18 protein-coding genes and 2 tRNA genes are annotated in these 20889 nt (G+C 63.4%); 6 read left to right on the top strand and 14 right to left on the bottom strand.

Annotation, left to right across the window (positions count from 1 at the left end):
• Positions 1 to 5: 5 nt before the first annotated feature.
• The 4 genes from ACIQLI_RS19570 to ACIQLI_RS19555 form a co-directional block, all read right to left on the bottom strand.
• On the bottom strand, positions 6 to 1202 hold the full coding sequence (locus tag ACIQLI_RS19570) for a glycosyltransferase (protein WP_400391449.1): 1197 nt from the start codon (positions 1200 to 1202) through the stop codon (positions 6 to 8).
• Between the two features lie 109 nt (positions 1203 to 1311).
• A complete protein-coding gene (locus tag ACIQLI_RS19565; RefSeq protein ID WP_354232262.1) occupies positions 1312 to 2217 on the bottom strand; it encodes a DMT family transporter in 906 nt (301 codons plus the stop codon).
• A complete protein-coding gene (locus tag ACIQLI_RS19560) occupies positions 2217 to 2840 on the bottom strand; it encodes a CDP-alcohol phosphatidyltransferase family protein (protein WP_207596955.1) in 624 nt (207 codons plus the stop codon). The genes ACIQLI_RS19565 and ACIQLI_RS19560 overlap by 1 nt, the downstream gene beginning before the upstream one ends.
• A gap of 47 nt (positions 2841 to 2887) precedes the next feature.
• Positions 2888 to 3736 (bottom strand): phage holin family protein, encoded by an 849-nt coding sequence (locus ACIQLI_RS19555; protein ID WP_400391445.1) that lies wholly within the window; start codon positions 3734 to 3736, stop codon positions 2888 to 2890.
• Between the two features lie 174 nt (positions 3737 to 3910).
• Here ACIQLI_RS19555 and ACIQLI_RS19550 point away from each other — a divergent pair, with 174 nt between their 5' ends.
• The 5 genes from ACIQLI_RS19550 to ACIQLI_RS19530 all read left to right on the top strand — a co-directional run bounded on the left by ACIQLI_RS19550 (position 3911) and on the right by ACIQLI_RS19530 (position 9725).
• The gene (locus ACIQLI_RS19550; RefSeq protein ID WP_400391442.1) at positions 3911 to 5140 is read left to right on the top strand and encodes a multidrug effflux MFS transporter; all 1230 of its coding nucleotides are present in this window, start codon (positions 3911 to 3913) and stop codon (positions 5138 to 5140) included.
• A gap of 23 nt (positions 5141 to 5163) precedes the next feature.
• Positions 5164 to 5343: a glycine zipper domain-containing protein gene (locus tag ACIQLI_RS19545; RefSeq protein WP_089594322.1), complete on the top strand. Its 180-nt coding sequence runs from the start codon at positions 5164 to 5166 to the stop codon at positions 5341 to 5343.
• 125 nt (positions 5344 to 5468) lie between these two features.
• On the top strand, positions 5469 to 7967 hold the full coding sequence (locus ACIQLI_RS19540) for a bifunctional lysylphosphatidylglycerol flippase/synthetase MprF (RefSeq protein ID WP_400391439.1): 2499 nt from the start codon (positions 5469 to 5471) through the stop codon (positions 7965 to 7967).
• 22 nt (positions 7968 to 7989) lie between these two features.
• The gene (locus tag ACIQLI_RS19535) at positions 7990 to 9273 is read left to right on the top strand and encodes an alpha/beta hydrolase (protein WP_400391437.1); all 1284 of its coding nucleotides are present in this window, start codon (positions 7990 to 7992) and stop codon (positions 9271 to 9273) included.
• A gap of 44 nt (positions 9274 to 9317) precedes the next feature.
• Positions 9318 to 9725 (top strand): hypothetical protein, encoded by a 408-nt coding sequence (locus ACIQLI_RS19530; protein WP_354232249.1) that lies wholly within the window; start codon positions 9318 to 9320, stop codon positions 9723 to 9725.
• 48 nt (positions 9726 to 9773) lie between these two features.
• Here the strand turns inward: ACIQLI_RS19530 and ACIQLI_RS19525 are convergent.
• The 9 genes from ACIQLI_RS19525 to ACIQLI_RS19485 all read right to left on the bottom strand — a co-directional run bounded on the left by ACIQLI_RS19525 (position 9774) and on the right by ACIQLI_RS19485 (position 19864).
• Positions 9774 to 9846, bottom strand: a tRNA-Asn gene (locus ACIQLI_RS19525).
• A 116-nt stretch (positions 9847 to 9962) separates the two neighbouring features.
• Positions 9963 to 10035, bottom strand: a tRNA-Asn gene (locus ACIQLI_RS19520).
• A gap of 53 nt (positions 10036 to 10088) precedes the next feature.
• Positions 10089 to 11978, bottom strand: a complete 1890-nt coding sequence (gene dnaG / locus ACIQLI_RS19515) for a DNA primase (RefSeq protein ID WP_400391434.1) — start codon at positions 11976 to 11978, stop codon at positions 10089 to 10091.
• Positions 11979 to 12037: 59 nt separating this feature from the next.
• Positions 12038 to 13354 carry a deoxyguanosinetriphosphate triphosphohydrolase gene (locus tag ACIQLI_RS19510; protein ID WP_354232245.1) on the bottom strand — a complete coding sequence of 439 codons (1317 nt, stop codon included), beginning with the start codon at positions 13352 to 13354 and terminating at the stop codon, positions 12038 to 12040.
• A 64-nt stretch (positions 13355 to 13418) separates the two neighbouring features.
• The gene (dusB, locus tag ACIQLI_RS19505; RefSeq protein WP_014921229.1) at positions 13419 to 14600 is read right to left on the bottom strand and encodes a tRNA dihydrouridine synthase DusB; all 1182 of its coding nucleotides are present in this window, start codon (positions 14598 to 14600) and stop codon (positions 13419 to 13421) included.
• Positions 14601 to 14736: 136 nt separating this feature from the next.
• Positions 14737 to 16236 carry a YibE/F family protein gene (locus ACIQLI_RS19500; RefSeq protein WP_400391430.1) on the bottom strand — a complete coding sequence of 500 codons (1500 nt, stop codon included), beginning with the start codon at positions 16234 to 16236 and terminating at the stop codon, positions 14737 to 14739.
• Positions 16237 to 16364: 128 nt separating this feature from the next.
• Entirely contained in the window at positions 16365 to 17327 is a 963-nt protein-coding gene (locus tag ACIQLI_RS19495; protein WP_400391428.1) for a GNAT family N-acetyltransferase, read from the bottom strand.
• Between the two features lie 2 nt (positions 17328 to 17329).
• On the bottom strand, positions 17330 to 18715 hold the full coding sequence (locus ACIQLI_RS19490; protein ID WP_400391425.1) for a glycine--tRNA ligase: 1386 nt from the start codon (positions 18713 to 18715) through the stop codon (positions 17330 to 17332).
• A 144-nt stretch (positions 18716 to 18859) separates the two neighbouring features.
• Positions 18860 to 19864: a DMT family transporter gene (locus ACIQLI_RS19485; RefSeq protein WP_400391422.1), complete on the bottom strand. Its 1005-nt coding sequence runs from the start codon at positions 19862 to 19864 to the stop codon at positions 18860 to 18862.
• A 23-nt stretch (positions 19865 to 19887) separates the two neighbouring features.
• Between ACIQLI_RS19485 and ACIQLI_RS19480 the strand changes: the two genes are divergently transcribed.
• Positions 19888 to 20115: an RNA-binding S4 domain-containing protein gene (locus ACIQLI_RS19480; protein WP_311214361.1), complete on the top strand. Its 228-nt coding sequence runs from the start codon at positions 19888 to 19890 to the stop codon at positions 20113 to 20115.
• Between the two features lie 83 nt (positions 20116 to 20198).
• Here the strand turns inward: ACIQLI_RS19480 and ACIQLI_RS19475 are convergent, their stop codons facing one another.
• Positions 20199 to 20849: an alpha/beta hydrolase gene (locus tag ACIQLI_RS19475; protein WP_400391418.1), complete on the bottom strand. Its 651-nt coding sequence runs from the start codon at positions 20847 to 20849 to the stop codon at positions 20199 to 20201.
• Between the last annotated feature and the right edge of the window lie 40 nt (positions 20850 to 20889).

The following is a 20889-nucleotide window of genomic DNA, read 5'->3' as shown; positions in this document are numbered from 1 at the left end:
TTTTGTCACACCACTTTGTCTTCGTAAGAGGCCCCGCGGTAGAGGTCCTCGAACGTCTGGAGGGTGCCGTTGAGGCTGTGGGGCTCCACCATCTCGCGGCTCAACTTGCCCATGGCTTCCAGCTCGTGCTTGGGAAGCTCCACCAGCTTGGTGATCTTGGCTGCAAGTTCATCGCTGTCATTCGGGGTGAAGAGATAGCCGTTCTCACCATCACGGACCAGATGCGGCAGGGCCATGGCGTCGGCCAGCAGCACCGGAGTTGACGCAGACATGGCTTCCAGGGTCACCAGTGACTGGAGCTCGGCTGTTCCGGGCATGCAGAAAATGTCGGCCTTGATGTAGGCCTCGCGCAAGTCTTCGTCACTGGCGAGTCCAAGGAACCTGACCCTGTCCCCCAGCCCCAGCTTCGCTACCTGCGCCTCAAGGGCAGGACGGACTTCGCCGCCCCCCACGATTTCCAGGTGCACGTTCAACGCCGGGGACGTCTTTGCTACGGCGTCGATCAGGACGTTGACATGCTTTTCCTCGGCCAGACGTCCGGCAAACAGCACCGTGGGGTTGGTGTGCGGCTCAATGGTCTCGCCGGGCTGGAGTTCGTAAGCCGAGGAGTCAATGCCGTTGGAGAGCGGCAGGACCTTACGCAGGAACGCGTGCTGGTGCATGGCCTTGGCAGCGAGTGGAGTGGGCGTGGTGACCACATCGGCCTGGCTCATCACCTTGCCCATGTCCTTCCAGGAGATGCGGCCAACGATGTTCTTGAACCACTGCGGGAACGGCAGGAAGGGATTCAGGTTTTCCGGCATGAAGTGGTTGGTGGCAACAACCCGGATGCCACGCTTAACGGCCTCGTACAGGACCTGCTCGCCAATCATGTAATGGCTTTGGATGTGGACGACGTCCGGCTGGACTTTGTCGAACAGCAGGCTGATTTCCTTCTTGATCTCCCACGGGAAGCAAATGCGGAAGTACTCATGGGTGAAAACGCCATGGGAACGGAGCCGGTGGACAGTGGCTTCGTCGCGGAACTCCGTGAAGCTCTTGCCCGTGTCCGGACGGCAGGCCAACACGTGGACGTTGTGTCCTCGTGCCGTCATTCCCTTGGCCAGGCGGTAGCCAAACTGAGCGGCACCGTTGACGTGCGGCGGGTAAGTATCCGCAGCAATCAGAAGAGTGAGGGGCTTGTTGGTGTCGGGAATGGTCACGTGGAGAACTCCTGATGTTCACGGTGCGGACAGCACTGCTTGTGGCAATACTGCGGTGTCGCCGGGTTGCCGGTCCGCGTACAGCGGCGGCGCAAGGTACAGCTATGCCCTAGGCCTTCTTGGCGGCAGCCGCCTTCGCGTCTTTCTTGCGTTTGGTGACTTCCGGATGGTGCCGGCTCAGGGCAATAACACCCACGATAGCAAGCGTTGCCGCCACAGCCATGGCGATGGCCATCACGGCGTGGACATCGGGACGAAGCTCACCAAGGATCACAATGCCGATGGCGATGCCCACCATGGGGTCAATCACGGTCAGTCCGGCGATGACCAGGTCCGGTGGCCCGCCGGAGTAGGCACTCTGCACAAACCAGGATCCCAATCCCCCGGCGGCCACGATGGCTATGAGGGTGTACCACTGGACGTTGAGCAGGAACAACCCGTTGGGATCCAGCAGGTGCTTGCCGATGATGCGGGTCAGGACGGCAACAAAACCGAACAGGACACCAGCACCCAGGATGTAGATGAAGGCACTCATCCGGTGTTTGAACAGGACAGCCAAAGTTCCGAAGATGCCCACGGCCAGGGCCAGTAGGAGCACAATCGTCAGCTCGTCCTCGCTGTTGACGTGATGGTTCTCTTGCGTAACGAAGACTGCCAGCAACACGAACAGGGCCGACCCCGTGACACATGCGCTGATGGCCACCACAGTTGCACGGTTGATGCTCAGACCCTGGTCCTTGGCGTTGACCACCGTGGTGATCACCAGGGCAATGGCACCAATGGGCTGCACTACGGTGAGCGGGGCAGATACCAGGGCGATGGCGTTCATCCCCATTCCGAGGGTAAGGAACAGCAGCCCGAGCATCCAACGGGGATTCCGCAGCAGCCTCAGGAAACCGTTGGAGCTCAGCGCCAGGCCGCCGGTATCGGCTTTGACTGCGCTGCCCTGCCGTTGGGCGCCTATGGCGAGGAAGAAGGCACCAAGTACTGCAAGGAAAACCGCCAACCAGACCATCAGCCGTGTCCGCCGTCGTCGTTTTTCAGTTCTTTTCCCTTACGCAAGATGGCCCAGAAATAGTTGTAGGCCGCAATCCAGTGTCCCAGCAACCCGAAGCCCAGGAACGTCCAAGCGGCCACGAAGTAGACCTCAGTGAACGGGATGGGCAATTTGGAGAGGACAAGCAACGGAGTGCCCAGCAGCAACAGCGCCGTGCGGATTTTCCCAATGACGCTCACTGGAAGGTCCGGGTGGCTGCGGAAGTAGATCAGGGAAGCAATGGCCAGGATGGCGTCCGGAACCAACAGCGCAGCCAAGTACCACCACTGCACGACGCCGGCAATCGCCAACGTGAAAGCGACGGCCAGCAGCGCTGCGCGATCGGCCATGGGATCCAGGATGCGGCCCAGCTTGGAGGTCTGGTCGAAGCGCCGGGCGATGTAGCCATCAACCCAATCGGTGCTGCCCATGATCACCAGCACCAGGACGGCGAAGCCGTACTCCTGCTCCGACAAAACGAGCCACACGAACAGCGGGACCCCCATGAAGCGGAGGACCGTGAGGATGTTGGGGACAGTGAAGATGAGGTCGTGGTCAACCTGCGGCCGGTCAGGGTTCGAGCCGGCACCGATCAATTTCACGCGTTCCCCCTTCCTCGTTGTCAGTGTTTGGCGCTGCGGTTATCTACCTACTTTTTCAGCAGCTTCCGCAGGGCAACAACGAAGACCACTGCAGCCGTGGCAAACGCAGCGAGGTCCTTCCACCGGGCGGCGAGCCGCTCGGTGAGGCTTTCGGGGACGGAGTCTCCGAGGTCGGCAAACTTCGCCGCAGCGAAGTCCTTGCCCTCTTGGAGCTTTCCGCCGGCGCTGTTCAGCAGGGCCTGGCCCTGCTTCTTGACGTCCAACTGTTCGCCGAGCTCGTCGCGGACCCCCGTCAGGTGTTCGCGGCGCTTCCTCAGGCGCGAGCGAAGCTCCCCTTCCGTGGGTGCCTTGACGGCGTCCGCCTCCTTGGCAGCTTCCTTCGCAGCCTTCTCTGCCTTGGCCTTTTCCGCTGCAGCTTCCTTCTCGGCCTTGGCCGCCTTGGCAGCGGGCGAGTTGGGATCGAGGATGGACTCATCGAAGGCTGAGCCCTCTTTGGCAATTCCAAGATCGTGCTTGATGCCGCGGATGGTGTCCTCGGGCACCAGGGGCATGGCCTTCTTGAATTTGGCGACTCCAATAAGGGATGCAATAGCCACAATAATCAAGAAGAATGCTGCGACGATCAGCGCCGCCAGCCATCCCGGCATGATGGTTGCCAGTCCCAGAATGGCGGCAACAACGAGAGCGATCACCAACAGCGCAAGGAAGACCAGGGCCACGCCAAAGAAGGCACCTGCTATCCCAACCTGGGTGGCCTTGCGTTTGAGTTCCACCTTTGCCAAGGCAATTTCGTCGTTGATTTGCCGTGGGGCCAACCGTGCAACGAGCTTGAGGGTCTTCGGCAAAGTACGAATGGCAGGTCCTTGACTGGTCCGGCCGGTGTGACGTCCACTCATGGGTTCCGCCTAACTGCTTTCCTCTGGGCATCGTATGGGGCGAACGCGGACTGAAATCTCTCACCGCGGACACCTGTCCTCAAAGCTATCATTCAGGTTCCTGCTGAACTTTCGGGACCACACTGCGGCGCGCCCGTCATACGCCCAATAAATATGATCCGGGCCATAGGATAGATGATCGTGACCTCTCCCATTGCTCCGGGCGACTCCCTGAGCCGACGCGAAAAACTTGTCTACATTCTCCTGCTGGGTGCACTGACTGCGCTGGGTCCCTTCACGATCGACCTTTACCTCCCGGCGTTCCCGGCGCTGGAGGAGAGTTTTGACGTTTCTGCTGCGGCCATCCAGCTCACCCTGACGGGAACCACCGTAGGCTTCGGGCTGGGCCAACTGGTGGTAGGTCCCTTCAGCGATAAAGTGGGGCGCCGGCTCCCGCTGATCCTTGCCACGGCCGTCCACATCGGTTCCTCGCTCGGGGCAGCGCTGGCAACAGACATCGGGATGCTGTCCCTGTTCCGAGTCCTCATGGGCATCGGCGCGGCAGGCGGCGGCGTAGTAGCCATGGCCATGGTCAGGGACCTGTTCCACGGCTATTCAATGGTCCGCATGTTCTCGAGGATGTCACTGGTCAACGGCCTCGCTCCCATCCTTGCCCCAGTTATCGGCTCACAGTTGCTGCTGGCCTTCCCGTGGCCCGGTATTTTCTACTTCCTGGCCGCCTACGGGTTGCTGGTCATCCTTGCCTCCATCTTCTTCATCCGGGAGACGCTGCCCGCAGCGCAGCGCGGCAAATCCACCATCACGGTGGGGCAGCGCTACAAATCGGTCCTGACGGACCGGATCTTTGTGGGCATGGTGCTGGTGGGAAGCCTGAACTTCGGCGGTTTGTTCGCCTACCTATCCGCGTCCACTTTCCTGTTCCAGGACATCTACGGATTCTCCCCGCAGGAATACGGTCTCCTGTTCGGCATCAATTCGCTGGGCATTGTTGCGGGTGTCCAGATCAGTTCCCGCCTGATCAGGCGGGTGGCCCCGCAATGGATCGTGGCCGGGGCAACATTGTTCATGCTGTTCACTGCCCTCGTGATCGTAGTGCTTGACCTCTTGCACGTCGGCCTCTGGGGCATCCTCATTCCGTTGTGGTTCTACATCTGCGCCACCGGCTTCATGTTCCCCTGCGTCCAGGTCCTGTCCCTCGCCAATCACGGAGCCCAGGCCGGCACGGCAGCGTCCCTCCTGGGGGCATCCCAGTTCATGATGGCCGGAATTGTCCCGCCGGTAGTGGGTTGGCTGGGCGTCAGTTCCGCTGTTCCCATGGGCTCCGTCATGGCTGTGTGCATCACCGGTGCCATCGCCGCACTCTGGCTGGTGGTCCGGCCCCGTACCGTTCCCTCCATCCATTAGGAAGCCACCCGTAGGCTGACACCATGACCAAGAAACCGCACCGCAACGGCAGGGGCCTCTTCCTCGGCGCCCTGCTTGGCGCCACTGCCGGCGCGCTCATCGGCCGCGCCGCGGGAAGTGCCCTGTTCGGCGCAATTCTCGGTGCCGTGATTGGCGCCGCCGTCCTTTACCGGGTGAACCCTGGCCCCTGGAAACGGGACTAGGCCCGCCGCACCAAACGCGACCCGCCGCCGTCGGGACTGTCCAGCCTCTCCCCTTACAGCGTCCCGCAAGGCAGAATGGTGGCCAGCCGGGCTAACCGGTGCCGGACCGGTGAAGGGGACATCACATGAGCGCGGCTGGTGGATTGCGGGGAGGTTTCCGCGGCTGGGCAACAGTGCGCCGGCTGCCCCTGGCACTGGGCCTGGCATTACTGCTGTGGATCCTGGGGGCTGCGACAGGGAGCCTGCTGAATGGACCCAGCGAGGCGTTGCTGGACCAAGTGGGGCTGGGATTGGCAGTGGAGCCTGGGCCGTGGTGGTCAATCTTCACGTCGGCGTTCTTTGCCTCTTCCCTGTTGGACTACCTTGCCTGCGCGGCCGCGATCCTGGTGGGCGTGGGAATCGCCGAGCGCGTCATGGGACCTTGGCTGGCGCTTGCAGCCTTCGTGGCGGGTTCGGCCCTCAGCGCCTTGGTCCTGGTGGCGCTTGTTGCGTTCGGAACCGACGCCAGCGATCAGTGGCTCAGCTTCCTGGGCGGCGAATACGTTGTTGGAGCCTACGGCGGCGCTGCTGCCGCGCTGGGATGCTCGACGGCGGCGCTGGACGCCCTGTGGCGCCGTCGGCTGAGGACGTGGCTGCTTGCCGCGACGCTGATGTTTGCCCTGTTTGTTGGGGTAGCCCAAACCCTTCAGGCGCTGGCCGGAGCAGTGATGGGCATCCTGGCGGGCTGGGCCGTCCAGTCACTGATGCTCCGCCGCAGGGCAGGTTCCCTGCATTCCTCGACTCTCCGTGAGACCCGCTTTCTGGTGGGCACTGTGGTGGGTGTCTTCGCGGTGGGACCTTTGCTCACGCAACTCACCGGCACGTGGGAAATAGGCCCTCTGTCCGTGGTTTCGGACGTCATGCTCCAAGCCAGCCCCGACGCCGATGAAGTCAAGGAGGCCTGCAACAACGACACCAACTGCGTCACGTTGCAGGGCATCGTGGGCGTCCAAAGCTTCGGCGCAGCAATCCTGACGCTGATTCCGGTCCTCTTGCTGCTTGTTTGCGCCGAGGGTCTCCGCCGCGGCCGCCGGCTCGCCTACCGCCTGACACTGGTGATCCAGGCGTACCTCGCAGCAGTGACGGTCCTGTCCATCGTCCAATACGTCACCGATCCGGACGTCGCCCTGGGCGATGACGATTTCGGCTACCTCCTGCTTTATGCAGTTCCAGCGGTCCTCGCACCGGTGATCATCGTGGCATTGCTGTTGGCCAACCGCCACAAGTTCCGGGTGGAGTCCAGCGATGCCGGATACAGGGTCCTGGGCAGGACCTCCCTGATCCTGGCAGTCGCCGCAATAGTTCTCTATGTGGCGTTCTGGTTCGTCGAAGGCAATCCGGGACGTTCCACTCTGTGGGACCTTGCCGGGCAGTTGACCCACATCCTGGTCCCCTTCCCCGTTCCGTTTGTGGTGGCCCTCCCCCAAGGCCTGCTGAGCACCGTGGTGTACGGGCTGGGCGGGGACATCATCTGGCTCTGCATCCTGGTGCTGGTCTTGAACAACTTCCGGCGGTTCAGGATGCTTGCCACAGATCCTGCAGCGGATCTGGGGCACACCCGGGAACTGCTCCATGACGGCGGCGGCACGCTGTCCTGGATGGCCTTATGGGACAACAACCAGTACTGGTTCACCCCGGACCGCAAGGCCGGCGTTGCCTATCAAGTGCACAACGGCGTGGCCTTGACGGTTGCGGGTCCTTTCGGCGCTGAAGAGCACCACGCGGAAGCAGCCACGGGGTTCCTGAAGCACTGCGCCGGCCTGGGACTCACCCCGTGCTTCTACTCAGCCACTGCAGAACTGGACGGCCCGCTCCTCCCCCGTGGGTTCCGCAAGCTGGAAGTGGCGGAAGAAACCCTTCTCAACGTCCAGGCCATGACGTTCAAGGGCAAGGAGTGGCAGAACGTGCGCACCGCCCTGAACCGTGCAGGGAAGTTGTCCATCAGGGACCACTGGTATCCCTACCAGGGGATGCCGCCGGGAGTCAGGGCCCAACTTGCAGAGATCTCCGAAGAGTGGGTCGCTGACAAAGCCCTCCCGGAAATGGGCTTCACCCTGGGCGGCCTGAATGAGCTGAAGGATCCCGAAGTCCTCTGCTGCGTGGCCCTGGACGACGAGGGCTTGGTCCATGGAGTCACCAGTTGGTTGCCCGTGTTCCGCAACGGCGTCATCTCGGGATGGACCTTGGACTTCATGCGGCGGCGGACCACCGGTTTCAAGGGCGTCATGGAGTTCCTTATCGCCTCGGCCGTCACCCACTTCAAGGAAGACGTCCCCCGGATCTCCCTGTCGGGCTCGCCACTGGCCAATGCCGGGGCTGACACCGTGGAGGGCGACCGGAGCTCCCTGGACCGTGTCCTGGCGCTGCTCGGCAATGCTCTGGAGCCCATGTACGGCTTCAAGTCCCTGGCCGCCTTCAAGTCGCGGTTCCAGCCTGAGCACCGCACCCTGTACATGTACTACCAGGACCCCTTGGCGTTGCCATCCATTGGGATCGCGGTGGGCTCCGCCTACCTGCCGGGCCTCTCGCCCGCACAAAGCGCAGGCCTCCTGAGACAAATGGTCGCCAGGGAGCCCGCAACATGAGAAGCGGGCGGAGTTCCTAGCCATGGACGACCTCCTGAAACTTGAGATCAGCGGCCCCGTGGTCATGACCATTGCCGGGGTGATCGGCGTCGTATTCTTCCTGGTGCTTTTTCTCAGGCCGTCAGCCCGGTGGGCGCGGACCGCGATCATTGCCGTTGTGTCCGCTGCGCTGCTGGGGTGGCTGACGGTGTGGATCATCGAGGACGTCATGGACGTCTTCCATGTGGGCCTGACTCCGCGCGTATGGTTCTGGGCCATCTCCTGCTTCGCAGCGCTGGGACTGTCCGTGGTCAGCTTCCGCCACAGCCGGGCGTGGCGGAAGGCGGTGGCTGCAGTATCCATCCCCGTTTTTGTCCTCGTCGCGGGGCTCGGCATCAACACCGAGTTCGGGCTGAACAAGACCTTGGGCTCGGCCCTGGGGATTTCCACTGAGGGCGCCATCCAGTTGAACAAGCCCAACCCGGACGCGTCCATCCCGGCAGGACCACTCTGGCAAAGCTGGAAACCCCCGGCCACCATGCCGCCCAAGGGCAAGGTGGGCACCCAGGTGATCCCGGCGACGGCCTCCGGCTTTAACGCCAGGCCCGCAGGCATCTACCTGCCTCCCGCAGCCCTGACGGACAATCCTCCCCCGCTGCCCCTGTTCGTCCTCATGATGGGCCAACCCGGCCTTCCCGACCCCCAGTACGTCTCGGCAGCCCTGGATGAATTCGCTGCAAAGAACAACGGCCTGGCGCCTATCGCGATCGTGGCCGACCAGATCGGCCCGGACGAGAACGACAACCTCTGTTTGGACACCGCCAAGTACGGCAACGTAGAGAAGTACATCAATGAGGACGTAGTGAACTGGGCCAAAGCCAACCTCACCATCCTTCCGGACCGGGAGCATTGGACCATCGCCGGTTACTCCAACGGCGGCCAGTGCGCCATCTCTTTCGCCGTCAAGTACCCGAAGATGTGGGGCAACGTGGTGGACATCTCCGGCGAAGAGTTCCCAGGAGCCGAAGACCCGGCAGGCAACCTCGCAACCATCTTCGGCGGCAACCAGGCGGACTACGACGCCCAGAAGCCCATTAACATCATGAAGGGCAAGCAGTTCCCTGATACGACAGCCGTTTTCACCGTCGGCTCCGACGACGTGACGTATGTGGCCGCAGCGAAAGCTGTCTCCGCCGCGGCAGAGGCGGCAGGCATGACGGTGACGTATTACGAGGTTCCCAACGGCGGCCACGTGGGACTGGCCCTCAACGCGGGCCTGACCAAGGGTTTCGAGGTGCTTTACCCCCGGCTGGGACTCTCCCGCTAGGGCTTCCCCTGTTGTGGGCCACGAACCGGCGATAAAGTTGGGGTGTGCCACATTGGCAAGAGCTGCAGCCGCTTCCGGCACCGTGGCAGCGTCGGGATGAACGCATCCTGCCGCTGTGGTGGGACCGTCTGTGCTCGGTGACCAGCCCCCAGTCGGCTGCCCTCTACGCTGCAGGCCTCTTCACGGACGACCGCCGCCGACCCATCGCCCAGTGGTTCAACCCCGAGGCCGACGCCGCACTGCTGGTTGCTCCGGAGACTTCCCCTGAGTGGCCGGTCCAGCGATTCGGAATCTTCTATGCCCCGCCCGGTGGCGGCTTCACCCGCGTCTACTCAGCCCCGCACGAGTGGCATCCGCGCGAACCCAGGACCCCGCCCACTGAGCAGGATTCGTTCCTGGCAGCTGTGGCCGAGGCCGCCCGTTTCCTGCAAGTGGAGATGGATTTCGTCTAGGAAAAGATGAACCCCGCACCGGCGTGACGCCGGTGCGGGGTTCTGATGCTCCTCCGACTGGACTTGAACCAGTAACCCTTCGATTAACAGTCGAATGCTCTGCCAATTGAGCTACGGAGGAATGAAGCGGTTATGACTTTAGCAAAGGTTCTACCGGAATGCGAAATCGACTCCGGATACCCCTCGGGGGTATAAAAATACCCCCGTTCCGAAGAATCGGAACGGGGGTATTGTGCGCTCCTCCGACTGGACTTGAACCAGTAACCCTTCGATTAACAGTCGAATGCTCTGCCAATTGAGCTACGGAGGAATGAAGCGGTTACTAGCTTAACAGGGGCCCGCCGGAAAACGAAATCGAGGTTCTCAGCCGTCCGATCGCAAGGAGCGGCGCTCCATTTCCAGCAGCATCAACTCACGGTTCAGCCGCTGGAATTCTTCCGGATTGGCGCCTGCATCCAGGCGTTGCAGTTGGCCCATCTTGTCTGCCTTGATGCGCGTGATCTGCAGCTCGAAGAGTCGGGCAAGGATATCGCGGCAGTACCGCTGCATGGCCTCCGGTGTGCTGGCGGGCAAGGGTGTCACTGCCAACTCGGACACCAAGGGCCGCAAAGGCTCGGGAACTTCCTGGCGTACTTGCTCCACCCACGCCACGGGATCGGCCGCGTGGGCAAGTCCGGCAGCCCGCACGGCAGTGTGGACCGCCGCATACGCCGGGGTGGCGAAGTGCGAGGCCTCGAAACGCTCCCAGGCTCCCCCGGCCAGCACTCCCGGTTCCTGGAGGACAACTTCCAGCGCCTGGCGTTCCATACCCGCAATGGGGTCCCTGGGATCGGGCCGTTGAAAGACCGGACTGCTCGACGGCGGCACTGCCGCGGCCGATTGCCCGCCTGGGCCGGCCGGAGCCGGCGCATTGCCACCTGATGCGGCGCGCTTGGCGGCCGCCCCGACGTAGCTGCTGACTTCCTCGATGGGCATACCCAGCCAGCCGGCCAGGTTGCGCGTATAGCCGGGCCTCGTGGCGGAATCCCTGATCTGCGCCACCACGGGAGCGGCTTCGCGCAATGCCGCCACACGGCCTTCAACCGTGTCCAGGTTGTGCCGGCGAAGCGTGGCCCGGATGGCGAACTCAAAAAGGGGCTTCCGGGTACCGATGAGGTCACGCACCGCGGCGTCGCCCTTGAGCTGGCGGAGATCGCAAGGATCCGCACCTGAGGGCTCCACCGCGACGTACGTCTGGGCCGTGAAGCGCTGGTCTTCCTCGAAGGCCCTCAGAGCAGCCTTCTGCCCTGCGGCGTCGCCGTCGAAAGTGAAGATGACCTCGCCGCCGCTGCCGTCGTCCGAAAGGAGCCGCCGGGCTACCTTGATGTGTTCGGTACCGAAGGCAGTACCGCAGGTGGCTACCGCCGTCGTGACTCCTGCCAGGTGGCAGGCCATGACGTCGGTGTACCCTTCCACCACCACCAGTTGCCGTTCCTTGGCGATGTTCCGCTTGGCGATGTCGATCCCGTAGAGGACCTGGGACTTTTTGTAGAGCGTGGTTTCCGGGGTGTTCAGGTACTTGGGACCCTGATCGTCCTCGTAGAGCTTGCGGGCGCCGAAGCCGATGGTGTCCCCGGCGATGTCGCGGATGGGCCAGATGAGCCTCCCCCGGAAGCGGTCATAGATGCCCCGGTTACCTTCGGAGAACATCCCTGTGAGTTTCAACTCAGCGTCCGTGAACCCGCGTCCGCGGAGGTGCTTCAGCAGTGCGTCCCAGCCTTGGGGCGCATATCCCACGCCAAAATGCTCGGCAGCGGCGCGGTCGAAACCGCGGCCATCGAGGAAGTTGCGCCCTTCGGCCGCGCCGGGGGTCAGCAGCTGGGCGCGGAAGAACTCGTCGGCGATCTTGTGGGCGTCCAACAGACGCTGTCGCTTTCCCACTTCCTCGCGGCTGGGACCGGTGCCGCCGTCCTCGTAACGCAGCTCGTAGCCGATCCTGGCGGCAAGCTTCTCGACAGCTTCGTGGAAGGAACTGTGGTCCATCTTCTGGACGAAGGAGATGGCATCGCCGTCCTCGCCGCAGCCGAAGCAGTGGTACCTGCCCACTTGCGGTCGAACAGTGAAGGAGGGCGAGCGTTCGTCGTGGAAGGGGCACAGGCCCTTGAAACTGCCCAGCCCGGCGCCCTTGAGGGTGACGTACCCGTCAACGACTTCCTTGATATCCGTGCGCTGGCGTACTTCGTCGATATCTTCACGTTTGATCAGGCCAGCCACGTCACCATCCTAGTCGCTTGCCCTTGGAGTCCCCGCCGTTAACGTCAGCGACTCCAGAGTTACCAGAGTGACGGAAGGCTGCCCACAAGGCGTTCGTAGACGGCCAGCGCGGAGACGTCCGTCAGCGAGGCGACCTGGTCGATCACCACACGCAACCGCGCGCCGTCGTCGGGGGCGTCACGCCAGTCCGCGGCGAACATCGGCTCCAGGTGGCGGTCGCCCGAGGCATTCAAAACACCCACGAGTGCGTGCAGCACTTCGCGCTGGCGTTCGTACACCGGCTGGCGGTGGTCGGTGGAGATGACAAACGTGGTGGCCAAGCCCTTGAGCACCGCGATTTCGGTAACGGTGTCCTCGGGAACCATGAGCTCAGCGTCATAGCGGGTCAGGTTGGCCGGGCCAAAGTGGGCCCGCGTGGTTTCCATGGCGCTTTGGCAGAACCGGCCGATCAACTGGCTGGTCATATCCTTCAGTGCGGCCATCGATTTACGGCTGCCATCCGCCTCACGGACCCAGACCTTGGTGGCTTCCAGCCGGGCCAGGGCGGCATCGATTTCGGCGGGGTCGTTGTGCGGCAGGTACCACTGTTTGGTGTAGCCCACCACGCGCGCCCGATGATCCGGGTTGTCCATCCATTTGAGCTGGAAGTGACCGGCTACGATCGCGTCCTCGACGTCGTGGACCGAGTAGGAAATGTCGTCCGCCAGGTCCATCACCTGGGCCTCGATGCAGGAACGGTTTCCCGGGGCGCCCTCGCGCAGCCATTCAAAGACCGGAAGATCATCCTCGTAGGCGCCGAACTTGCTGGTGCGGTGGCCATGGATGACGGGAGCGTCGACGGCGGACCACGGGTATTTGGACGCGGCGTCAAGGCTGGCGCGGGTCAGGTTGAGCCCTGCCGGCCTTCCGTCCTCGGCCAGCACTTTGGGTTCGAGCCGGGTCAGCAGGCGCAGTGTCTGGGCGTTGCCTTCGAAACCACCAATGGTGTGCGCCACTTCATTCAGCGCGGACTCGCCGTTGTGGCCGAAGGGCGGGTGGCCGAGGTCGTGGCTCAGGCATGCGGTGTCCACCACATCCGGATCGCAGCCAAGGGAACGACCCAGTTCACGGCCCACCTGGGCCACTTCCAGGCTGTGGGTCAGCCTGGTCCGGACAAAGTCATCAGTGTCCGGGGCAACTACCTGTGTTTTTGCGCCGAGCCTGCGCAGGGCCGAAGAGTGCAGGACCCTGGCGCGGTCCCGTTCAAAATCGGAGCGATAGTTGCTCTTGCGCGGCTCTTCAACCCACCGCGCGGAATCTGCCTCGGCGTATCCGGGGATGGCCAGCACAAAATCGTGGGCCGTCCCGTCGTGGCCAAGTATCGCTTCGGTTCCCATGGGTATCTGCCTCCTTCAAGCGCCGGGGTGTGGAGCTTCTTGAGTCAGTCTTACACGTGTGAGGCTAGCCGCCCGAAACGTCCAGCTCCGCAGCCGAGATATCCGCGCTTTGTTCAGCGTTCAGCTGACGGCTCACCAGCCAGTCTTTGGGCAAGGCCGGCTTCTTGGGCGAGCCGGCGCGGCCTCGGGGTCCCTCGGAATCGACTCCCGGGTAGGGCGAGTCCATGTCCAGTTCATCAAGGTATTCGCGCAGCACCTCAAGGGTGGGGACCGTAGCCAGTTTGGCGCGGAGTTCGCCGCCCACCACGTAGCCCTTGAAGTACCAGGCCATGTGCTTGCGAATTTCGCGGAGCGCCTTGTATTCGTCGTTCCCGAACGTTTCCACCATGAGTTCGGCGTGCCGGTAAACCCCTTCAGCCACTTCACGGAGTCCGGGGCGGTGCCGCTGGTCACTGCCTTCGAAGGCTGCCTGGAGGTCACCGAACAACCAAGGGCGGCCCTGGCAGCCGCGGCCCACCACCACGCCATCCACGCCGGTCTCCCGCACCATGCGGACGGCGTCCTCCGCCGACCAAATGTCGCCGTTGCCCAGCACGGGGATATCCGGGAGTGCTTCACGGAGACGGGCGATGGCGGACCAGTCGGCTTGTCCGGAGTAGAACTGTGCGGCCGTGCGTCCATGAAGGGCGACGGCGGCCACGCCTGCGTCGCGGGCGATGCGGCCGGCGTCGAGGTACGTCAGGTGGTCCTCGTCGATGCCTTTGCGCATCTTGATGGTCAGCGGAATACCGCCCTTGGACGCTTCTTTGACAGCCGTCTGCACGATGGAGGTGAAGAGATCGATCTTCCACGGGAGCGCCGAGCCGCCACCCCGCCGGGTAACTTTGGGCACGGGGCAGCCGAAGTTCAGGTCGATGTGATCCGCGCGGTCTTCTTCCACGAGCATGCGAACCGCGGCACCTACGGTCACCGGATCCACACCGTAGAGCTGCACGGAACGGACTTTCTCGTCCTCATCGTGCGAGATGATGCGCAACGATTCCGGCGTCCGCTCCACCAGTGCACGGGAAGTGACCATCTCGGCCACGTACATGCCGCCACCGTATTCACGGCAGAGCCTGCGGAAGGCCGAGTTGGTGATGCCCGCCATGGGGGCAAGGATCACCGGGGTGTCCACGGTGATCCCGCCGAGCTTCAGGGGCGGGAGCTCGAGCTTTGGTGCGGGGGGCGTTGCTACTACAGTCACCTATCCATTGTTGCAAAGCGAGGCAAATCGGCGGGATACCTTGCCGGAATCCGGCCCCGTTCGCCCGGCTCTGCACCGTCCGGCGACCAGTTCTGCACTGACCGACGAGTCGAGTGAACGAGGACCGGATGCAGCTCTACTTCGTTTCGTCCCTGGCATGCCGCTCCGCTTCCCGCTGGGCGCGGCGGCTCCCCGGACGCGCCAGCTGGCCGGGAGCGTCAAGGCGCTCACCGGCGTCGTGATCTGCTTGCGGACCGGAACCCACGACGGCAGCAGCGGCCGCCAGCGAACCGGTATCGTTCAGCTCGTCGGCAGTCACTGACGGCCCGCCCGAAGTGGCAAGGCGCTTCATGCCGGTGGCCTTGACCACCAGGACGGCGATCAGCGTGGTGACGGGGATGGCGAGGACCAGGCCGATGGATCCCACCAGGGTCCGGATGACTTCCTCGGACAGCTCGGCGCTGGTCAGCGCTTCGGCCAGGGGGCGGTCGTACAGCATCACGATGATGAGGATCGGCAGGGCGGCGCCGGCGTAGGCAAAAGCGATGGTGTACACCGTGGAGGCGATGTGGTCCCGACCGATCCTCATGGCCGAGGTGAACAACTTGCGGGCCGTGGTGTTGGGCGCCAGTTCATACAGTTCCCACACGGCAGATGACTGGGTGATGGTGACGTCGTTGAGCACGCCAAGTCCGGAAATGATGAGGCCGCAGAGGATGATCCCGGAGATGGAGATCTGCGGTGACATGTTCACCAGGGTGGAAGCATCGTGGTTTCCCACGCCGGCCAGGTTGGCGGCGTCGGTAGCCCAAGCCGCCAGCAACGCGGTAATGCTGAGCCCAAAAATGGTGCCGAGCAACGCCGTTGATGTCCGCGCCGAGAATCCGTGCGCGAAATACAGGACCCCGATCATGATCACCGTGGATCCCACCAGGGCCAGCAACAGCGGCGGCTTGCCCTCCACCAGGCCCGGCAGGATGAAGCTGACCAGGACGAAGTAGGCACCCACCAGGCCAAGCAGCGCCCGGAAACCCCGCCAGCGGGCCACAGCGATGACAACCGCCGCATACAGGACGGCCAGGATGGCGATGGGGATACTGCGGACGAAGTCGACGAAGACGTAGGCCGGAGCCCCGCTGCCCGCGTTGGCGCCTTGGACTGCGGAGAGGTTCAGGTACCTGATGGAGTCCCCCACGTCCACGCCGTGGGACATGGCCACATCAGGGTTGATGACCACCTTGACCACGTCCCCGCCCTTGTCCGGCTCCGTGAAAGCGAACGTGCACTGGGATCCGCCGGCCTGCCCGCCCTGGTTGGGGTCGGTTTGACCGGTGTTGGGCTGTCCGGTGTCAGGTTGGCCCGTGTCGGTTTGGCCGGTTTGCGTGCAGCTTTCCACCACCACGCTCTGGATCCGCCCGGTATCGAAAGTAACGCCCGGGGCAGCCTGGTACGGGCTCGAGAACGTGATTCCCTCCCGGCTTCCGGAAGGCCACATGACCATCATGGCCACGAGCGTCAGGACGCCCAGCGGAACCAGTATGGCCGCCAAAATCCAGTTGGCCCTCTTCCGCGAGGCAAGGGCCTGCGGTGTTGGCTCGGAACTTTCAGAATGTCCGTGGGAGTGACCGTGGCCCATCAGCAGCAAAACCTCATGCCCTTAACCCTACGCGGGACCAGGCCCACTGCAGAGCTCAGCCATAAAGCACAGAATCCCGTGCCGCCCGCAGGAAGCGGGCAGCACGGGATCCCGTGGATCACCACGGGTCAGTCGCTGACGATCAGCGTATCCGCGCCGCGCACGTGGGCTTTGCCCGATTCCAGCAGTGGCCCCAGAACGGTCCGGAGAGCAGTCATGGATTCGTCCACTTCCAGCAGCACCGGGTGCTGGTAAGCGATGAGCGCCAAAAGATCACGCACCGCCGCCGCTGCATCCTCGGCCGACAGTTGGGGGTCATGCCCCAGGAAAACATCCGACGGTTCGTCCGAGTTACCCTGGGCGTAGCTGATGGCGAAGGCCTGGATTTTGCCCTTGCGGGTTGTTGGAACGCCTTGGCCAAAAGCACTGGCTTTGGGCGCGCGCAGCACGATCGCGCCATGGGCTCCGGTCAGGTCATGCAGGAACAAGCGCTGCACCGTGGCGATGCTGAGCTCCCCGGGGCTGTCCCAGTGGTGGACGTGCGAGTAGTACTTGCCGACAACGTCACTCAACTCAACCGAACCCGTCGCCAGGTCCTCCACGCGCTCGGACGCGGCTTCCTCGGAACCGTCACCGAACCGCGGCAAGGACAGGGGTTCGGGCTCCACTACCACCAGTTGCGACCGCTGGATGGGCGCAAGTCCCGCCGCCGCTGCGAAGGCCGCACCGGCGGTGTCCGGCTCCACCTTGCTGCGCAGTTTGGAAACGCCCGACGGCGAGTTCCCGGCTTCGCGGCGAAGCATGGTCAGCAGGGTGGCACCCACGCCTTCACGGCGGTGGTCCCTGGCAACCTCGATGTATGCCCAGAGTCGTTCCGGGTGCAGGGATGCCTCGTGGACCACGCCGGCGGCTACAGGGATCCGAACACCGTCCACCACGTCTTCGGCCACGATGCAGCGGCGCCAAGGCTGGTTGCTGGACGGCGCCAGGGCCGCACGGAACTGCTCAGCGGGAAGGGTCTCCGGGCCGCCCCAGATTTCCAGGAGGGCGAGGTCGTCGCCCTCCTTCCATTCGCGGTACTCCAAAGCCATGGCTACGCGCCGATCAGGCGTGCTGCAAGGTAGCCCTCAACCTTGTCCAGGGACACGCGTTCCTGGCTCATGGTGTCGCGTTCACGGATGGTGACGGCCTGGTCTTCCAGGGTGTCGAAGTCCACGGTGATGCAGAACGGCGTACCGATTTCATCCTGGCGACGGTAGCGGCGGCCGATCGCACCGGCGTCGTCGAAGTCGATGTTCCAATTCTTGCGCAGCTGGGCGCCCAGCGCCTTGGCCTTCGGGGACAGGTCCTCGTTACGGCTCAGCGGCAGCACGGCAGCCTTGACCGGAGCCAGGCGCGGATCAAGCTTCAGGACGGTGCGGACGTCGACGCCGCCCTTGGCATTGGGTGCCTCGTCCTCGGTGTAGGCGTCGATCAGGAACGCCATGAAGGAACGGGTCAGGCCTGCGGCGGGCTCGATCACGTACGGGGTGTAGCGCTCGTTGGTGGCCTGGTTGAAGTAGCTCAGGTCCGTGCCGGAGGCCTCGGCGTGCGTTGACAGGTCAAAGTCGGTGCGGTTGGCGACGCCTTCGAGCTCGCCCCATTCGGAGCCCTGGAAACCGAAGCGGTATTCGATGTCCGTGGTGCCCTTGGAGTAGTGGCTGAGCTTCTCCAGCGGGTGCTCGAAGAAGCGGAGGTTCTCCTCGCGGATGCCCAGGTCCGTGTACCAGGACATACGTTCCTTCATCCAGTACTGGTGCCACTCTTCATCGGTGCCGGGCTCGACGAAGAATTCCATCTCCATCTGCTCGAATTCGCGGGTACGGAAGATGAAGTTGCCCGGCGTGATTTCGTTGCGGAAGGACTTGCCGATCTGGCCGATGCCGAACGGCGGCTTCTTCCGGGACGTGGTGAGCACGTTGTTGAAGTTCACAAAGATGCCCTGGGCGGTTTCGGGACGCAGGTAGTGCATGCCTTCGTCGCTGGCCACCGGGCCCAGGAAGGTCTTCAAGAGGCCGGAGAATTCCTGCGGCTCGGTCCACTCGCCACGGGTTCCACAGTTGGCGCAGGCGATGTCCTTCAGGCCGTTTTCTGCCGGGCGGCCCTTCTTTTCCTCATACTCTTCTTCGAGGTGGTCAGCACGGTAGCGCTTGTGGCAGGAAAGGCATTCAACCAGGGGGTCGGAGAAGACGTCCACGTGGCCGGATGCTTCCCATACCTGGCGGGGAAGGATCACGGAGGAGTCCAGACCTACTACGTCCTCGCGGCCGCGGACCATGCTCTGCCACCACTGGCGCTTGATGTTCTCCTTCAGCTCAGCACCGAGGGGACCGTAGTCCCACGCAGAACGAGAGCCACCATAGATTTCACCGGCCTGGAAGACAAAGCCCCTCCGCTTGGAGAGGGAAATGACCTGGTCAAGGACGGATTTTGCTGCCATGGGTAACTCCATTTGTTCTACAGGGCCGCTGGGTGCGGTCCGCGGTGGTTTGCCCCGGATTCCGGACGAGGTTGTCCGGCGGGGTGCTGGGGGAAAGTTTGCTGCAAGTACCCGAAGATACCTGAAAGTGCTGCGACTCCTACCCTACCGGCCTTTGGCCGGGCCGCTCCGTGCGAAGGCGCCTTTGGGCCAGGGCAACGTTGCCACAATGATTGCGGCCAGCGTCAGGACCGTACCGAGCACCGTGGGCAAGGCGACTACCGCGCCGGGACTGGGGATCACGACGTCGAGCACCAACGAGCCCACCAACTGCCCGGCAATCATGCCCAAGCCGGTGATCAGCACGCCGAGGCTCCTGACCAGGAGGGCCGCCAGTCCGATGAAGAGGCAGCCCATGGGACCGCCAAGGTAGTACCACCACTCGGCAGGCAGCGGATTACCGGGTCCGGCGACGGCCAGCTTGATGAGCCACGCGATCCACAGAATGGCCGATCCGGCGATGAAATTGACCAGGGTGGCGGCAATGGGTGTTCCGTAATGGACGGTGGCGGTTCCGTTCATGGCCTGCTGGAAGCTCATGAAGAAACCTGCCGCGAGTGGCAGGAGGACCGGAAGCGCCAACGAAGCGATGTCCGCATCCCCACCGAACCGCGGCGAGACAGCCCGGGCGACGGCAGCCACGGTCAGGACACTGCCGATCACGCGCACTCCCGTGATGGCGCGTTTACCGCCGGGGCCGATGCCCATCCGGTCCACGAGCAAACCACTCAGGGTTTGTCCCGTGACGGCCGCGACTGTGAACAACGCGACACCCAGCAGGGCGACCGTGAACGACTGCGCAAAGACGAACAACGCGCCGATGGCACCGGCCATGACGTAGAAGCGGGGAAAGCTGCGGTTCCGGACAGCGGGGATGATGCGCTGCAGGCCCGCCCTTCCCCTGGGGGTTGCCAGTGAAATGGCTGCGATCAGCAGGAGCCCTGTGGTGAAGCTCACCACAGATGCGGCGATGCCGTCGTCCAATTTCGCGCCAAGGGCCCCATTGATCCGCGCTTGCAGCGGGATGACCAAGCCTGTTGCTACAGCAAGAGGGAGGCCAACGGCGAGCGGAAGGGTAGGGCGGGGTGAAGGCTGCGGCACTTTCACCACACTACTTCAGGCATCATTGCTGTATGAGCACTCCGGAAATTGAAGAAATCCCCATCCGCGACGACATGATCCGCCTTGGCCAGCTGCTGAAGCTTGCCAACCTCGTGGAGGACGGCGTTGAGGCTACGGAGCTCATCAAGAGCGGCTTGGTCAAGGTCAACGGTGAGATCGATGACCGCCGCGGCCGCCAGCTCCACGTGGGCGACACCGTGACGGTCAACGGCCGGACAGTCCGGATCGCCGCCGCCTGACGCCCCTGGTTTTTGTACAGATAACGCCCTTTTGAATGACTTTTAGGGGCGTTATCTGTCCAAAAAGTCATTCAGTCAGTCAGTCAGTCAGTCAGGACTTTGTGGGTCAGGAACTCGCCTACGTGGCCGATCTCCTGCTGGTTGATGCCGTGCCACATTCCCGTATAGAGCACCTTGGTCAGGTCAACGTGCTTCCGGACCCACCCCATGGTGTACTCGATCTTGTCCTGGGTGATGACGGGATCCTGCTGGTCCCGGCCCCAGAACAGGGGCACCGATCCGTCCAATTCGTGGTCCCGGAAGGCGGAGTCAGCCCCGGCGTCGATCACAAAGCCTGACAGCCCGACGACGGCGGCAAAGTCTGCGGGACGGTAGCGGAGCATGGTGGTCGCCATGGCCATACCCATGGAGAAGCCCAGCAGGGTGACCGAGGAGTGGTTGGCCTTGACAGTGTCCAGCCACTCAAGGGCGTACCCGGCCGCGAGTTTCACGGCGTCCAAGGAGTAGTCGATCGATGCCGTCAGCGGGAACCACGTGAAGCCGGGCCCCATGGGCATCGGTGCGCGAAGGGCAGCCACCACGAATCCGTCAGGCAGCAACCCTGCCAGGCTGAAGAGGTCGTCCTCATTGGAGCCGTAACCGTGCAGCAGGACCAGGAGCGGTTTGCCTGCACGCTCAGCTTCGTCATGGGACCACAGGACAACGGGCGCGGGGAATGCGGGGGCTTCAGTCATGGTTCCATTCTTGCAGTTACCCACAAGTAACAACCTACGG

It is taken from the genome of Paenarthrobacter sp. NPDC091669 (assembly GCF_044756725.1).
Classification (GTDB): Bacteria; Actinomycetota; Actinomycetes; order Actinomycetales; family Micrococcaceae; genus Arthrobacter; species Arthrobacter bambusae_C.
This window is presented reverse-complemented; position numbering and strand designations above follow the sequence as displayed.